The sequence below is a fragment of the Micromonospora sp. FIMYZ51 genome, assembly GCF_038246755.1.
In the GTDB taxonomy this organism is placed as follows: domain Bacteria; phylum Actinomycetota; class Actinomycetes; order Mycobacteriales; family Micromonosporaceae; genus Micromonospora.
The window spans coordinates 793,171-806,757 of record NZ_CP134706.1; the positions used below are offsets into that span (position 1 = coordinate 793,171).

Consider the following 13,587-nt stretch of genomic DNA (forward strand, 5'->3'; position numbering starts at 1 on the left):
ACCGGTGTAACGGCGGCACTCGTTGCCGAGCCACCATCGGCGTCATGAGTGACACGAAGACCGCGCTGGTCACCGGCGCGAACAAGGGACTCGGCTACGAGATCGCGGCCGGGCTGGGCGCGCGAGGCTACCGGGTGGCGGTGGGGGCCCGCGACCGTGGGCGGGGCGAGGCGGCCGTGCAGAAGCTGATCGCCGCCGGGGTGGACGCGTTCCCGGTCCCGCTGGACGTGACAAGCGACCGGAGCGTCGCCGAGGCGGCCGAACTGATCGACCGCCTCGACGTCCTGGTCAACAACGCCGGCATCTCGGGAGAGAGCGGGCCGGGATGGGTGCAGGATCCGACCACGCTCGACCTCGACGTGGTCCGCACGGTCGTGGACACCAACGTCTACGGCGTGATCCGGGTGACCAACGCGATGCTGCCGATGTTGCGGCGCTCGGTCTCCCCGCGCATCGTCAACATCTCCAGCAGCGTCGGATCGTTGACCTGGCAGACGGACCCGAACATCGAAGTCGGCCCGGTCATGGCGGCCTACTCGCCGACGAAGTCGTTCCTCAACGCCATCACGGTGCATTACGCGCGGCAGTTCGCCGGCACGGGCATCCTCATCAACGCCGCCTGTCCGGGCCTGATCGCGACGGATTTCACCGGCTTCCATGGCCGGCCACCCCAGGAGGCGGCGGCGACCCCGATCCGGCTGGCCACTCTGCCCGACGGCGGCCCGACCGGCTCGTTCTTCAACGACGACGGCGTGATCCCCTGGTGATTCCGAACATGTCCCGGCATCGGGTGCCAGGAGCGCCCACATTTACCGATGGGCGTCGATCCCTTGACGATGTCGGGATGTGAACGTTATCAATCAGTTGGTGGGTGTGAAAGCGTGGTGACGAGAGGCGACGAGACATGCGACTGAAGCTTTGTGGCAGGTTGCTGGCGGCCACTCTCACCACGCTGGTCACGGCGGCCACCGTCGCCGTCGTGGGGCCCGCTGCCCCGGTGCGGGCGGCCGCCGTGACCTTCACCAATCCGCTCGCCGAACAGCGCGCGGACCCGCACATCTACCGGCACACCGACGGCTACTACTACTTCACCGCGACCGTGCCCGAGTACGACCGGATCGTGCTCCGCCGCGCCACCACGCTCCAGGGACTCGCCACCGCCAGCGAGCGGGTGATCTGGCGCCGGCACAGCAGCGGCGAGATGGGCGCGCACATCTGGGCACCTGAGATCCACTTCATCGACGGCCGGTGGTACGTCTACTTCGCCGCCGGTCGCACCGAGGACGTCTGGGCCATCCGGCCGTACGTGCTGGAGAGCAGCGCCGCGAACCCGCTCGACGGGCCGTGGGCCGAGCGTGGCCAACTCCAGCCGGCCCGGAGCAGCTTCTCGCTCGACGCGACCACCTTCGTGCACAACGGCCAGCGCTACCTGGCCTGGGCGGAGTACGCCGGCAGCAACTCCAACATCTACCTCGCCCGCGCGGTCAACCCGTGGACGTACGCGGGCACCCCGACGTTGATCGCCACCCCCACGTACGCCTGGGAGACCCGGGGGTACCGGGTGAACGAGGGACCGGCGGTGCTGATCCGCAACGGCCGGGTGTTCATGACCTACTCGGCGAGCGCCACCGACGCCAGCTACGCCGTCGGGCTGCTCACCGCCTCGGCGGGCAGCAACCTGCTGAACGCGGCCTCCTGGTCGAAGCGGGCCACGCCGGTGCTGGCCAGCGACAGCCGGACCGGCCAGTGGGGACCGGGACACAACTCCTTCACCGTCGCCGAGGACGGCAGCGACGTGATCGTCTACCACTCCCGCAACTACGAGCGGTACCTCGGCAACGGCTACGACCCACTCAACGATCCGAACCGGCGGACCCGCATCCAGCGGGTCTACTGGAACGCCGACGGTACGCCGAACTTCGGCGTACCGGTGCCGGACGGCGTGACTCCGGTCCGGCTGCGGGCACACGACCTGCCGGACCGCTACCTGCGGCACTGGGAGTTCCGGGCGCGCCTGGAGCCGAACGTCACAAACCTCGCCGACTCTCAGTTCCGGATCGTCGCTGGGCTGGCGGACCCGGCGGCGATCTCGCTGGAGTCGACAAACTATCCCGGCTACTACCTGCGGCACCGCAACCACCAGCTCTGGGTCGAGCGCAACGACGGCACCAGCCTGTTCCGGCAGGACGCGACGTTCCTCCGCCGGCCCGGCCTGGCCGACCCCGCCAAGGTGTCCCTGGAGTCGGTGAACTTCCCCGGCCAGTACGTCCGGCACCGGGACGGACTGCTGTATCTCGAAGCCGTTGCGGACGCGGCCGGGCGGGCGTCCGCCACCTTCGCCCTGGAGTAGCCGAACGTGTCGGTGGGGGTGCCTAGACTCCCGCGACATGGCGACGGTGACCTTTGTGGACGAGAGCACGGCCGGTGCGCGTACCCCCGCGTGGGCCTTGCGGATCTTCGAGGAGCGGCTGACGCTGCGTGAGCTGATCCGGCGGCGGATCCACCAGGAGGTGGCCGAATACCACGCCGCCACCCCGGCACCGCGCCGGCTGCTCGTGCAGCCCACCCGGACCGAGCAGGCGTTGAACGGCGATCCCGCCGAGCGGTCGCCGCGCCGGGTCGACCCGGCGCGGCAGGTGGCCCTGGCCGAGGAGGCGTTCGGCCGCAACGGTTTCGTGGTGCTGGTCGGCGACCGCCAGGTCGAGGAGTTGGACGACGAGCTCGACCTGCGCCGCGACACCGAGGTCACCTTCCTCAAGCTCGTCCCGCTGGTGGGTGGCTGATGACCACCGCCACCGCCACCGTCTGGTACGTCACTCGCACCCGGGACCTGGTCGCCGCGAACGACCTGACCGCACTGGCCGACCACCTCTACGCGCAGGCCGTGGTCTGCCGGCACCACACGGCGGTACGCGAGTCCCTGCGCCCGCTGTCCCGCCCGGATGTGGCCCGGTTGGTGCACGGCATGGTCCGCATCGCGCTGAAGAACCCGGTGCGTTCCTGGGCCGCGCGAGACATGATCAACCAGGTGGCCCGGCGGCTCCCCACCGAGCTGACCGCCGAGCAGCTCAAGGATCTCACCGCGTACGCCGTCCAGATGTGGCATGGGCTGCCGCCCAGCGCGCTGGAGATCGTGGCCCGCGGGCTGGCCGCGACCGGCCCGCTCCCGGCCGACCTGGCGAAGGTGATGACCGACCGGTCCGGGGAGAGCCAACGATTGCGCCTGCTGGTGGCCGAGCTGGGCGGGCCGTACCTCGACCCGAGCGACCCGTGGGCCGAGCAGATCGGCACCGAGCTGTCTACCCTCGACCCGGCCTGGCAGCGGCTGATCGCCCATGCCAGCACCGCGATCACCGCCCGCCCCACGGCCGGCTGGTCGGCCGAGGCGTCCCGGCTGCTCGCCGAGATCGATCCGGCTGAGACCATGCGGGTGCTCGACGGGTGGCTGGCCGCCGCATCGCGTACCCCACAGTCGCAGCCCACCTCGGCCAACGCGGACCTGCTGCGCGGTCTGCTCTGGCTGGCCGAGCGGTCCGCGCCCGCCCCCGAGCAGGTACGCCGGATCGGTGGCCTGGTCGAGGCGATGCTGCGCCGGCTGCCCGGGATCGGGCCGGCCTGCCCGAAGGTGGCAAACGCGGCGGTCGGGGTGCTCGGACGGCTCGACGGCGAGGCGGCGCTGGCGCAGCTGGCCCGGCTGTCGGCCCGGGTCACCTACAAGGGCACCCGCAACGAGATCGACAAGGCGCTCGACGTCCGCGCCGCGGCGCTCGGCATCGGCCGGGACGAGATCGAGGAACTGGCCGTCCCGGACTACGGCCTGACCGAGGTGGGCCGGCACGAGGTGGTCCTCGGCGGGTGCCGGGCCGAACTGCTGATCGTTGCCACGGGCGCGACCCTGGTCTGGCACAACCAGGCCGGCCGGCAGGTGAAGAGCCCGCCGGCGACGGTACGCCGCGACCACGTCCCGGCACTGGCCGAGCTGAAGGGCCTGGCCAAGGAGGTCACCGGGATGCTGGCCGCCCAGGCGGCCCGGCTGGACCGGCTCTTCCTGGCCCAGCGCAGCTGGCCCCTTGCCGTCTGGCGGCAGCGCTATCTGGACCATCCGCTTGTCGGCGTGCTGGCCCGCCGGCTGCTCTGGCTGGTCGACGGGGTGCCCTGCGGTTGGGCCGACGGTGCGCTGCGCACGGTGGACGACACTGCGGTCACCGCCGCCGACGATGCCGAGGTGCGGATCTGGCACCCGATCGGGCGGCCGGTGCCGGAGGTCGTCGCCTGGCGGGAGTGGCTGGAGCGGCACCTGATCGTCCAGCCGTTCAAGCAGGCGCACCGGGAGGTCTATCTGCTCACCCCCGCCGAGGAGGCCACCGGCACGTACTCCAACCGGTTCGCCGGGCACATCCTGCGCCAGCACCAATACCACGCGCTGGCCGCGATCCGGGGCTGGTCCGACCGGCTCCGGTTGATGGTCGACGACTCGTACCCGCCCACGCTGCGCGAACTGCCGGGCTGGGGGCTGCGCGCCGAGTACTGGGTGGAGGGTGTCGGCGACGACTACGGCACCGACACCACCGAGAGCGGGTCGTACCTGCGGCTGGTCACCGACCAGGTGCGCTTCTACCCGATCGCCGCCGCGCAGAACTGGTCGCACGCCTCCGGTGGCGGCTACGCGGGCGCCCGGTGGACCGACGCCCGCCCGGTTGACCCGCTGCCGCTCGACCAGATCCCGCCGCTGGTGTTCAGCGAGATCATGCGGGACGTGGACCTGTTCGTCGGGGTGGCCAGCGTCGGCAACGATCCGACCTGGTCCGACGGCGGCCCGCAGGGTCGGTTCCGGGACTACTGGTCGTCGTACAGCTTCGGGGAGCTGTCGGCGACCGCCGAGACCCGGCGGGACCTGCTGGCCCGGCTGCTGCCCCGGCTGGCGGTGGGGCGGCGGGCCCGGATCGACGGCCGGTTCCTCGTGGTCGACGGTGAGCTGCGCACGTACCGGATCCACCTGGGGTCGGGCAACATCCTGATGAGCCCGAACGACGAGTATCTCTGCATCGTGCCGGACCGTGGCGCGGGCCGGCTGGGCGAGCAGCAGTTCCTACCGTTCGAGGGGGACGGCATGCTCGCCGTCATCCTCAGCAAGGCGATGCTGCTGGCCCGGGACGCCGAGATCACCGACCCGTCGATCACCCGGCAGATCAAGCCCGGCTAGCCGCGACGAAGCTCGCCGGTCTCGCTAAAGTTCCTGCACCGGGCGGGACAGCAGGCAGAACTCGTTGCCTTCCGGATCGGCGAGCACGACCCAGCTGGCGTTGGCGGCCTGTCCCACGTCGACGCGCCGTGCGCCGAGGGTGAGCAACCGGTCAAGCTCCGCCGCAGTGGACACGCCGTCGGCCCGCAGGTCGAAATGCAACCGGTTCTTGACCACCTTGCCCTCCGGCACGGCCGCCACGTCGATCATCGGCCATGATCGGTCCGCGACCGCGATGGTGATCACCTCGGCGTCCTCATCGACCACCTGCCAGCCGAGGACGGCGCACCAGAAGTCGGCGATCACCCGCGGTCGGAGTGCGTCGATGGCGATGGCGGCAAGGCGGCTCGGCATGCGGCCCATTGTCGCCCAGCCACGGCGAGACGTCGCCCGAGATAGCGCCGGTCTGGGCCGCCGGCAGGTCACGCCCGGGCACCAGGGTGTGACCTGCCGGCGGGGCTTACCGAGTGGGTGGACTCACGCGCGAACCCGCCTGGCGGAAGGGCGGCGGGTGAGGGCGAAGCCGACGACGCCGGCCACCGCGGCGAGCATGCCGCCGGCCGTGGTCCAGATCCAGCGGGAGCCGGCCTCGGGCAGCCAACCGGTCAGGTTGAGGTTCCAGCCGTCCTCGTCCTCGTCGGCGGGGGCAGCCGTCGGTTCCGCGTCCAGCACGCTGCCGGCGTTTGTCGGTGGGACCAGCGGGGCCTCCAGTTTGCCGTCCTCCGCAGCGGAGCCGGCGTCGCCGGTGGCGGAGATCAACAGGTCCACGTCGATCGGCCGGCCGAGGTCGGGCTCGGGCACGTCGACCACGGTGAGCCGCACGTAGTACGTGCCGGGCAGCGGGTCGGCGGACCACGGCTCGGCCCAGGGGCGGACCCGCCGCAGGGTGCAGCCGATGGCCACGGTGCTCGCCGAGGCGTCGGCGGTCGGCGTCTGCGCACCGGCCGTGCACGCCTGGCGGCGACGCAGCCCGTCGAAGACCTCGACGGTCCAGGTCGACCTGCCGGTGCGGTTCTGGGCGAGCGCGACGGTCGCGCTGATCTCGTGGGTCTCACCCGCGGCGGCCGAGAACGACCAGTAGAGGTACTCGCCGGTCGAGGCACCGACGCGTACCGGCTGGCCGGCGGCGACCGGGGTGGCGCTCAGGAACGAGGTGCCGGCCTTGGTCACGGTGGCGGCGCCGGGCGAGGGGGTCGGGGTGGGTGCGGCCAGCGCCGTGGCCGGGGCCAGGACGAGACCCGCAGCCAGCAGTGCGGTCACGGTAGCCAGGTGGGTACGCATCCTCAGTTCTCCCTCCAGGTGGCCACCCACCAGCGGGTGAGCAGGCCGGCGACGAGCCCGGTGAGCAGCCCCGCCACGGTCAGCAGGAGCAACAGCACCCAGCCCCGGCCCAGGTCCGGCCCGTCGGGGGCGGGGGAGGCGGCGACCACGTCGATGGTCAGTTCGACCGGCATGCCGGGGTCCTTCTCGGTGCCCGACCGGGGCGAGAACATGTTGCTGACCACCAGGCAGACGGTGGTGACGGTGGGCGTCGCGCTGGCCGTCGGCGTGGGCGCATCCTCGTCGCGCTCGGCGTCGTCACCGTCCTCGTTGGCCGACCAGCGCAGCCCGGCCGAGACCACGTCGGTACGTCCGCTGCCGGCGTCCACGCCACGGACCAGTTCCCGGCCGTCGGACGCGGTGGCCCGCAGCAGTACGCCGTAGTCGGGGTTGACCGGCCGGTCCATCGCCACGCTGACCGAGGCGCGCAGTTCCTGCCCCACCTGGACCGGCACCCGGTACCAGCGGTGCTCGGAGAAGGTCTCCCGGTCGGTGTAGACGCCGGGGGCGAGCAGCGGCGCACCCTGGCAGACGTCCGCCCCGTCGACCTTGGCCGGCGTGGTCGCGTACGTGTCGCGGGCCCGGTCGACAAGTTGCTTGAGCCGGTCGGTGAGGTCGTCGGCGCTTGTCGCCGCGGTGTACGTGCCGCCGGTGGCGGCGGCGATGCAGAGCAGCTGCTTGCGTACCTTCTCGTCCGGGGCCAGGCCGAGGGTGTCCACCACAAGCGTGGTGCCCTGGGCCGCCAGCTCCCGGGCCACCTGACACGGGTCCGGTGGAGCGCAGGTGTCCTCGCCGTCGGTGATCAGCACGATCCGCCGGGCGGTGCTGCCGGTGCCGAGGTCCTTGGCGGCCTCACGCAGGGCGAGCCCGACCGGCGTGAATCCGGTCGGGCGCAGCGACGCCACGGCCGCCTTGGCCGCTGTCCGGTCCACCGGGCCGACCGGCACGATCTGCTGGGTGTCCAGGCAGCCCTGCTCTTTGTCCTTGCCCCGGTAGGTGGCACCGAGCACCCGGATGCCCAGCTGGGTTTCGTCGGGCAGGGCGTCCACCACCTCGCCGAACGCCTGCTGTGCCACCGAGATCCGGCTGCGTCCGTCGATGTCGGTGGCCCGCATCGAGCCGCTCACGTCCAGCACCAGCTGGACGCGCGGCGGCTCGGCCACGGGTTCTGCCCTGTCGTCGTCGGCGAATGCCGGCACCGGGCCGGCCAGCGTGGTCGCCGCCAGCAGTCCGAGCAGGACGGCTGACGACCATCTCTTGTTGATCACCGGGCGGAGTGTAGCGACGTCCATTCAGGACAGAGACGCCGGTCACCCGGTGAGGTGTCACGGCTTCCAGGAGCCGGCGGTCTCGAAGAGGTGCTGGTACTCCAGCGCGCCATTGGTGTCGGCGACGTCGAAGACCACCGTGCCCGAACGCTTGCTGCCGGTCCGCAGGTTGTTGCCGGCGCCGAGCGGATCCCCGCAGCCGGCCAGCGCGCCGACCAGCCCGTTGACCGTGGTGCCGTCGTCGGCCACCCACTCGAAATAGAACGGGTTGATCGAACCGGTGCCCTTGGTCACGGTGGCCGTCACCTCGGCGATCAGGTACCGGCCCTTCTGTGGTTTGGGCGCGTACGTCTGACATGCCTCCGAGACCGTGCGGAACTTCGCCACGGTGATCTCGACGGTGCCGTCGTTGTCGGTGATGACCAGGGTGTCGCCGGCCTTCATGTTGAAGGTCTCGCCGGTGGGGGCCGGCCTGGTCGGCGTGCTCCGGGCGGGCGCGCTGGTCGCCGGGGTGGGCAACGGGGCGTAGCTGACCGTCGGGGTGGGCAGCGCCTCGGACACCTGGTCGGCGGTCTGCCTCGCGCCGGCGATGAGCGCGGCGATGCCACCGACGCAGCAGAGCAGCGCCACGACCGCCACCACGATCACCACGATCAGGACCGTCCGGCCGCCACGGCCGCCGGTCGGCTGCGGCGGGCCGTACGGAACACCGGGGCCGCCTGGCGGGTACGGGCCGCTCGGCGGGTAGCCGCCGCCGGGCGGGTACGGGCCACCGGGCGGCGGGTAAGCGCCGCCGGGCGGGTACGGGCCGCCCGCCTGGTAGGGATCGCCCGGCGGGTACGGCGTACCCGAGCTGGGCGCCTGCGCCTCGCCCGGTTGCGGCGCGCTCCACGGGTTGTCGGTTCCGGGTTGCGGCGCGCTCCACGGGTTGTCGGTTCCGGGTTGCGGCGCGCTCCACGGGTTGTCGGTTCCGGGTTGCGGCGAAGCGGGCCAGTTCACGTCCGGTGCGGCCCCCGGCGTGGGCTGGGCCGACGGGGCTGCCCACGGGTCGCCCGGCTGCTGCGGATTCGGCTGGTAGGGGTCGTGTGGCCCGTCTGGGGGCTGGGGGTGACTCACCGTACTCCTCGGGCACCTGCTGGGGACGCGAACCGCCTGACGCTACCGCGTAGCGGCAACACCGGGTCGCCGCGGCGGGTCAGGAATCGCCGGCTCGGCAGATGTGCTTCCGGCGGTCCGGCCACGTAGGGTCGATCGGCGGCGATGGATGGGCGGCTCGGTGGCCACGGTTGACCAGCCCGCCGCGATGATGTAACGCCGAGGCAGCTCCGGGCGCTGCTGGGTTTGGTGTGTGTGGGGGTGATGTGTGATCGACGGCGGCTGCTCGTCCGCCGTCCAGGTTGGAGGCGGAAGGGAACGCGATGACCAGTGGCGCGGATCGCTCGGGTGCGACAGTGCCCCAGGGGGACGGCAACATCCCGGCGACACCGGGTCAACACACCCCGGTAGCACCTGGCTGGACCTGCGGTTCCTGTGGTGCGGACTGGCCGTGCGCGGCCAAACGCGAGCTACTCCTGCGTGAGTACGGGGTCGACCGGGCGATGCTCAGCGTCTACCTCGGGGCATGCCTGGCCGCCGCCGCCGAGGACCTGCGGGCGCTCGGATCCGGCACGTTGCAGGAGCGGTTCTTCGGCTGGCTTCCGCCGCGGTCGAGAAGAGCCGAGCTTCCTCCTCGGCCGAAAAAGGGTTGAGCGCAGCGTCCGTGATCGGTCACGCAGCGGTGGTCGCCGACGTCAATCCCGGCGGTAAAAGTCGATCGTCGGAAATCTGACCCTTGCCGCCCCGTTGTGCCGCTGGTCATGGGTGGTTAAGCTTTTCATGCGCGCCCCAATCGCCCGCTTCCCCCGTGGCAGGCGATCGGGGCGCGCCCTTTTGTGCTCAGCAGGGCCCACCTGACGTACGAAAGAGCCCATCCGCCGCAGCGGATGGGCTCTTCGCATAGGCGGAGCCGAGGCCCGGCCCCGGGCGGTGGGCCCGGGGCCGATGCCGTGCTCAGATCCAGCGACCGTCCAACCACATCCGTGCCGACCATTCGGCGTACGGCAGGACCTGGCCGACGAAGATCGGATAGAAGTAGGCGAAGCAGAGCACGACGAGCGCCAGGTACGCCCCGACGATCACCCCGCCGACCAGCCGACGATCCTGGCTGGCCTCGTCGTCGGTAGCGCCGACGGGCTGACCACCGCCGGGGCCGGCGGGTGTGGCGATCGCACCCAGTACGTAGACCACCGCCAGCACGAGGAACGGCACCGCGGGCGCGGCGTAGAAGGAGAACATCGTCCGGCCGTCGGCGGCGAACCAGAACCAGGGCAGCAACCCCGCGCCCACGAACAGCAGGATCGCGCCGGCCCGCCAGTCCCGCCGGGCGAGGCCGAGCCAGATCAGCGCCGCCAGCGCGGGCAGGAACGACCACCACAGCAGCGGCGTGCCGAGCAGCAACACCTCGGCGGCACAGCTCGCCTGGCCGCAGTTACCGTCGCCGGACCAGTAGAAGGCCACTGGGCGGCCCAGCAACAGCCACTGCCACGGCAGCGACTGGTACTTGTGCGCGTCGTCGAGCTGGTTGTGGAAGCCCAGCGCGGCCTGGTGGTACTTGACCAGGTTCCACAGCGCGCCGATCACCGGCGTGTCGCTGAGGCCCGCGCCCGGGTACCGCTCGGCGAGCCGGTAGTAACCGTCCTGGCTGAGCAGCCAGCCCCACCAGGTCGCCACGTAGGTGACCGCCATCAGCACCCCGGCGAGCACCATCTGCGGGAACCCGTCGAGCATCGTCGCCCGCCACGGCCGGGGCACCCCGGCGGACCGGCGGGCACCGACGTCCCAGAGCAGCATCAGCAGCGCGAAGGCCGGAACGAAGAACAGCGCGCTCCACTTCACCGCGAAGGCGCAACCGAGCAGTACCCCGGTCGCCAGCCGCCACCAGGGCCAGTTCCGCCACCCGCCCGGCGGGCGGCCGGCGCGCCCCGGCGCGGTGGGATCCAGCCCGGCCGCCAGGGCGCGGGCCCAGCGCCGCCGGGTCGCGTCCCGGTCGAGCACCAGCGTGGCGAACGCGGCCAGCACGAAGAACAGCAGGAAGATGTCGAGCAGTGCGGTGCGGGACAGCACCAGGTGGAAGCCGTCGAGCGCGAGCAGCAGACCAGCGGCGCAGCCGAGCAGCGTGGAGCCGAACATCCGGCGCCCGGTCCGGATCAGCAGCAGCACCGAGAGGGTGCCGATCAGGGCTGCCGAGAAGCGCCAGCCGAACTCCGGCGAGGTGGTCCAGAGCTGGCCGGGCACCGAGATGCCGTGTTCGGCGTCGGAGTAGCCGAAGGCCCACTCGCCGAGACCGATCAACCACTTGCCAAGTGGCGGGTGGACCACGTACGACGGGCCGCCGTCCTTGTAGTTCCACTCCACGTGCTTGTCGATCAGGGCCCAGGCGTCGCGGGCGTAGTAGATCTCATCGAAGATCTTGCCCGGCGGATGGCTGAGGTTGGCGAAGCGGACAATCGCCGCGATCGCCACCACAAGCATCGTGGCCAGCCAGGAGTGTCCGTCCAGCCGACCCTCGACGGTGGCCAGCCGGCGCCGGACTATCTCCGGTACGCCGCGTGGCGTCGGATCGGTGGAGCCGGCAGTGGCTGCCGCGGACGCCGGATCCGGCCGGTCCGCGCTGGCGCTCTGTGCTGTCGACGCACTCGTCACCCGGCGATCGTAGGCTGCGGAGGGGGCCAATGGCGTGGGTCGTCCTTAAATCCGGTACGAGCGTCGATGAAGGAGTAGCGGACCTGTGGGAGAAATGACCGAAATGGGGCGTCTGGTGCTCCTCGGTGCGCCGCTCGGCAATCCCGCTGACGCCTCCACCCGGCTGCGCGACGTGCTCGCCACCGCCGACGTGGTCGCCGCCGAGGACACCCGGCGGTTGAGCCGGCTCGCCCGCGACCTCGACGTGACGATCCCCGGCCGGATCGTCAGCTACTTCGAGGGCAACGAGGAGCGGCGTACGCCGGAACTGGTCGACGTGCTCGCCGCCGGGTACCTCGTCGCTCTGGTCACCGACGGTGGGATGCCGAGCGTCTCCGACCCCGGCTACCGGCTGGTCCGGGCCGCCCTGGACGCCGGTGTTCCGGTCACCACCGCCCCCGGGCCCAGTGCCGTCACCACCGCCCTGGCCCTGTCCGGGCTGCCCTGCGACCGGTTCTGCTTCGAAGGGTTCCTGCCGCGCGCCCCGGGCGCCCGCCGGGCCCGGCTACGGACGCTGGCCACCGAGGAACGGACCCTGGTCCTCTTCGAGGCACCGCACCGGGTCGCCGCCGCGCTCGCCGACCTGGCCGACACGTTCGGCGCGGACCGACCCGCCGCGCTCTGCCGCGAACTGACCAAGACGTACGAGGAGGTGCTGCGTCGTCCCCTCGGTGAACTGGCCAGGTGGGCCGCCGAGGGCAACCCGCGCGGCGAGATCACCCTCGTGGTGGCCGGCGCCCCCGCCACCCCCGCGACCCGCCCCGACGACGACGCGCTGCGCGCCGCAGTGGCCGAGCGCGAGGCCGCGGGCCTGAGCCGCCGCGACGCGATCACCGACGTCGCGACCGCCTTCGGCCTACGTCGCCGCGACGTCTACGCCGTCGTGCACCAGGTGTAAGGAAGGGCCCCTTGTTAACGCCTGGTGTATAGGAAGGGCCCCTTCCTAACGCCACTGGGCGCCGGGCTGCGGCTACCAGGCCATCGGGTGTCGGGCTGCGGCTACCAGGCGGCTGCCAGGAAGCCGAGCGCGATCACGAGCGGGCCGGCGAGCGAGGCGGCGACCGCCCAGCGCCGGTCCCGTGGCTCGGGCAGCCGGGTCGCGCCGGTCCAGTGCGCGATGCCCGCGCCGCAGCCGAGCACCGCCAGCAGGCCGAGCAGCCAGCGCAGGTGCAGACCGAACCCCCGATCGGCGTACGCGGTGCCGCCGCTCGGGCCGGTCATCCGGGCCGGCAGGTTCGCACCGGCCGTGCTCCGGTGCGCGGGCACCCCGCTGACCCGTACCCCGTGACTGCGGAACGTGCCGTCCGTCGCGGTGAAGATGCCTCGGCACCGTTGGGTCAGGCCGCCGCCGGAGCACTCCGTCACCACCGCCGTGCCCGGGGCGGCGTGTCCGACCGCGACCCAGAACGGGCTGGCGCTCACCCAGGCGAAGAAAGCCGCCGCCAGGCTCAACCCGATAAGCGAGGCGAGCCCCGGCAGCGGATCCGGCGGGTGGTTGCGCACCGCACGACGACGACGCGCCCGCCGCACGCGGCGCCACCAACCGCCGGTGTCGCCGGTCGCCTCCGGCCGCACCGGCGTACCGTCCCAGTGCACCTCCTCGATGGGCGCCCAGAACGCGTCGTCGTCCGGCGTACCGTCGTCGGGGGCGCAACGACCGCCGGGCGGTCGGACCGGGACCCGGCGGGGCAGCGCGTCGACCGGCGCGCCGGTGGTCGGTTCCAGTTCGACCGCGGCGTGGTCCGGCCCGCCCGGCACCTCGCCGCCGGGCCCGGCCCGGGGGTGCGGCGGCGTCACCGGATGGGTACGCGCAGACGCGGCCGACTCCGGCCGGGCCTCGGTGGGAAGGCCGTCCTCTGGGCCGCGGGCGGCTCTGCTGCCAGTCACGCGGTTCATTGGACACCGGCGAGAATGCCTGACCGGGCAGCTCAGGCAGCGTGTCGGCGACAAATCGGACCAGCGGGTCGGGTGGCGCGA

Annotated in this window: 12 protein-coding genes; 6 read left to right on the forward strand and 6 right to left on the reverse strand. The window is 72.2% G+C overall.

Features of this window, described 5'->3' with window-relative positions:
* Window positions 1-44: 44 nt before the first annotated feature.
* The 4 genes from QQG74_RS03910 (at window position 45) to QQG74_RS03925 (ending at window position 5,203) form a co-directional block, all read left to right on the forward strand.
* Window positions 45-767 (forward strand): SDR family oxidoreductase, encoded by a 723-nt coding sequence (locus QQG74_RS03910; protein ID WP_341718926.1) that lies wholly within the window; start codon window positions 45-47, stop codon window positions 765-767.
* A 137-nt stretch (window positions 768-904) separates the two neighbouring features.
* Entirely contained in the window at window positions 905-2,350 is a 1,446-nt protein-coding gene (locus QQG74_RS03915; RefSeq protein WP_341718927.1) for a family 43 glycosylhydrolase, read from the forward strand.
* A 37-nt stretch (window positions 2,351-2,387) separates the two neighbouring features.
* Complete coding sequence (locus tag QQG74_RS03920; protein WP_341718928.1) at window positions 2,388-2,783, forward strand: hypothetical protein; 396 nt, start codon at window positions 2,388-2,390, stop codon at window positions 2,781-2,783.
* Window positions 2,783-5,203 carry a DUF4132 domain-containing protein gene (locus tag QQG74_RS03925; protein WP_341718929.1) on the forward strand — a complete coding sequence of 807 codons (2,421 nt, stop codon included), beginning with the start codon at window positions 2,783-2,785 and terminating at the stop codon, window positions 5,201-5,203. The genes QQG74_RS03920 and QQG74_RS03925 overlap by 1 nt, the downstream gene beginning before the upstream one ends.
* A gap of 24 nt (window positions 5,204-5,227) precedes the next feature.
* Here the strand turns inward: QQG74_RS03925 and QQG74_RS03930 are convergent, their stop codons facing one another.
* The 4 genes from QQG74_RS03930 to QQG74_RS03945 form a co-directional block, all read right to left on the reverse strand.
* Window positions 5,228-5,596, reverse strand: coding sequence for a VOC family protein (locus QQG74_RS03930; RefSeq protein ID WP_341718930.1), 369 nt, complete (start codon window positions 5,594-5,596; stop codon window positions 5,228-5,230).
* Between the two features lie 123 nt (window positions 5,597-5,719).
* Window positions 5,720-6,523, reverse strand: a complete 804-nt coding sequence (locus QQG74_RS03935; protein WP_341718931.1) for a peptidase — start codon at window positions 6,521-6,523, stop codon at window positions 5,720-5,722.
* Between the two features lie 2 nt (window positions 6,524-6,525).
* Window positions 6,526-7,830: a VWA domain-containing protein gene (locus QQG74_RS03940; RefSeq protein ID WP_341718932.1), complete on the reverse strand. Its 1,305-nt coding sequence runs from the start codon at window positions 7,828-7,830 to the stop codon at window positions 6,526-6,528.
* A 57-nt stretch (window positions 7,831-7,887) separates the two neighbouring features.
* Window positions 7,888-8,946 carry a hypothetical protein gene (locus QQG74_RS03945; RefSeq protein WP_341718933.1) on the reverse strand — a complete coding sequence of 353 codons (1,059 nt, stop codon included), beginning with the start codon at window positions 8,944-8,946 and terminating at the stop codon, window positions 7,888-7,890.
* Window positions 8,947-9,281: 335 nt separating this feature from the next.
* Here QQG74_RS03945 and QQG74_RS03950 point away from each other — a divergent pair, with 335 nt between their 5' ends.
* The gene (locus QQG74_RS03950) at window positions 9,282-9,578 is read left to right on the forward strand and encodes a hypothetical protein (protein WP_341718934.1); all 297 of its coding nucleotides are present in this window, start codon (window positions 9,282-9,284) and stop codon (window positions 9,576-9,578) included.
* Window positions 9,579-9,879: 301 nt separating this feature from the next.
* Here QQG74_RS03950 and QQG74_RS03955 read toward each other — a convergent pair whose 3' ends face one another.
* Entirely contained in the window at window positions 9,880-11,463 is a 1,584-nt protein-coding gene (locus tag QQG74_RS03955) for a phospholipid carrier-dependent glycosyltransferase (protein ID WP_341721124.1), read from the reverse strand.
* Between the two features lie 193 nt (window positions 11,464-11,656).
* On the opposite strand from QQG74_RS03955, the gene rsmI reads away from it, so the two are divergent.
* The gene (gene rsmI / locus QQG74_RS03960; protein ID WP_341718935.1) at window positions 11,657-12,508 is read left to right on the forward strand and encodes a 16S rRNA (cytidine(1402)-2'-O)-methyltransferase; all 852 of its coding nucleotides are present in this window, start codon (window positions 11,657-11,659) and stop codon (window positions 12,506-12,508) included.
* A 101-nt stretch (window positions 12,509-12,609) separates the two neighbouring features.
* Here the strand turns inward: rsmI and QQG74_RS03965 are convergent, their stop codons facing one another.
* The gene (locus QQG74_RS03965; RefSeq protein ID WP_341718936.1) at window positions 12,610-13,506 is read right to left on the reverse strand and encodes a hypothetical protein; all 897 of its coding nucleotides are present in this window, start codon (window positions 13,504-13,506) and stop codon (window positions 12,610-12,612) included.
* Window positions 13,507-13,587: the final 81 nt, after the last annotated feature.

Excerpts from the sequence above, each read along its gene's own strand:
- QQG74_RS03910 (WP_341718926.1), top strand. The coding sequence starts at position 45 with ATGAGTGACACGAAGACCGCGCTGGTCACCGGCGCGAACAAGGGACTC.
- QQG74_RS03915 (WP_341718927.1), top strand. The coding sequence starts at position 905 with ATGCGACTGAAGCTTTGTGGCAGGTTGCTGGCGGCCACTCTCACCACG.
- QQG74_RS03920 (WP_341718928.1), top strand. The coding sequence starts at position 2,388 with ATGGCGACGGTGACCTTTGTGGACGAGAGCACGGCCGGTGCGCGTACC.
- QQG74_RS03925 (WP_341718929.1), top strand. The coding sequence starts at position 2,783 with ATGACCACCGCCACCGCCACCGTCTGGTACGTCACTCGCACCCGGGAC.
- QQG74_RS03930 (WP_341718930.1), bottom strand. The coding sequence starts at position 5,596 with ATGCCGAGCCGCCTTGCCGCCATCGCCATCGACGCACTCCGACCGCGG.
- QQG74_RS03935 (WP_341718931.1), bottom strand. The coding sequence starts at position 6,523 with ATGCGTACCCACCTGGCTACCGTGACCGCACTGCTGGCTGCGGGTCTC.
- QQG74_RS03965 (WP_341718936.1), bottom strand. The coding sequence starts at position 13,506 with ATGAACCGCGTGACTGGCAGCAGAGCCGCCCGCGGCCCAGAGGACGGC.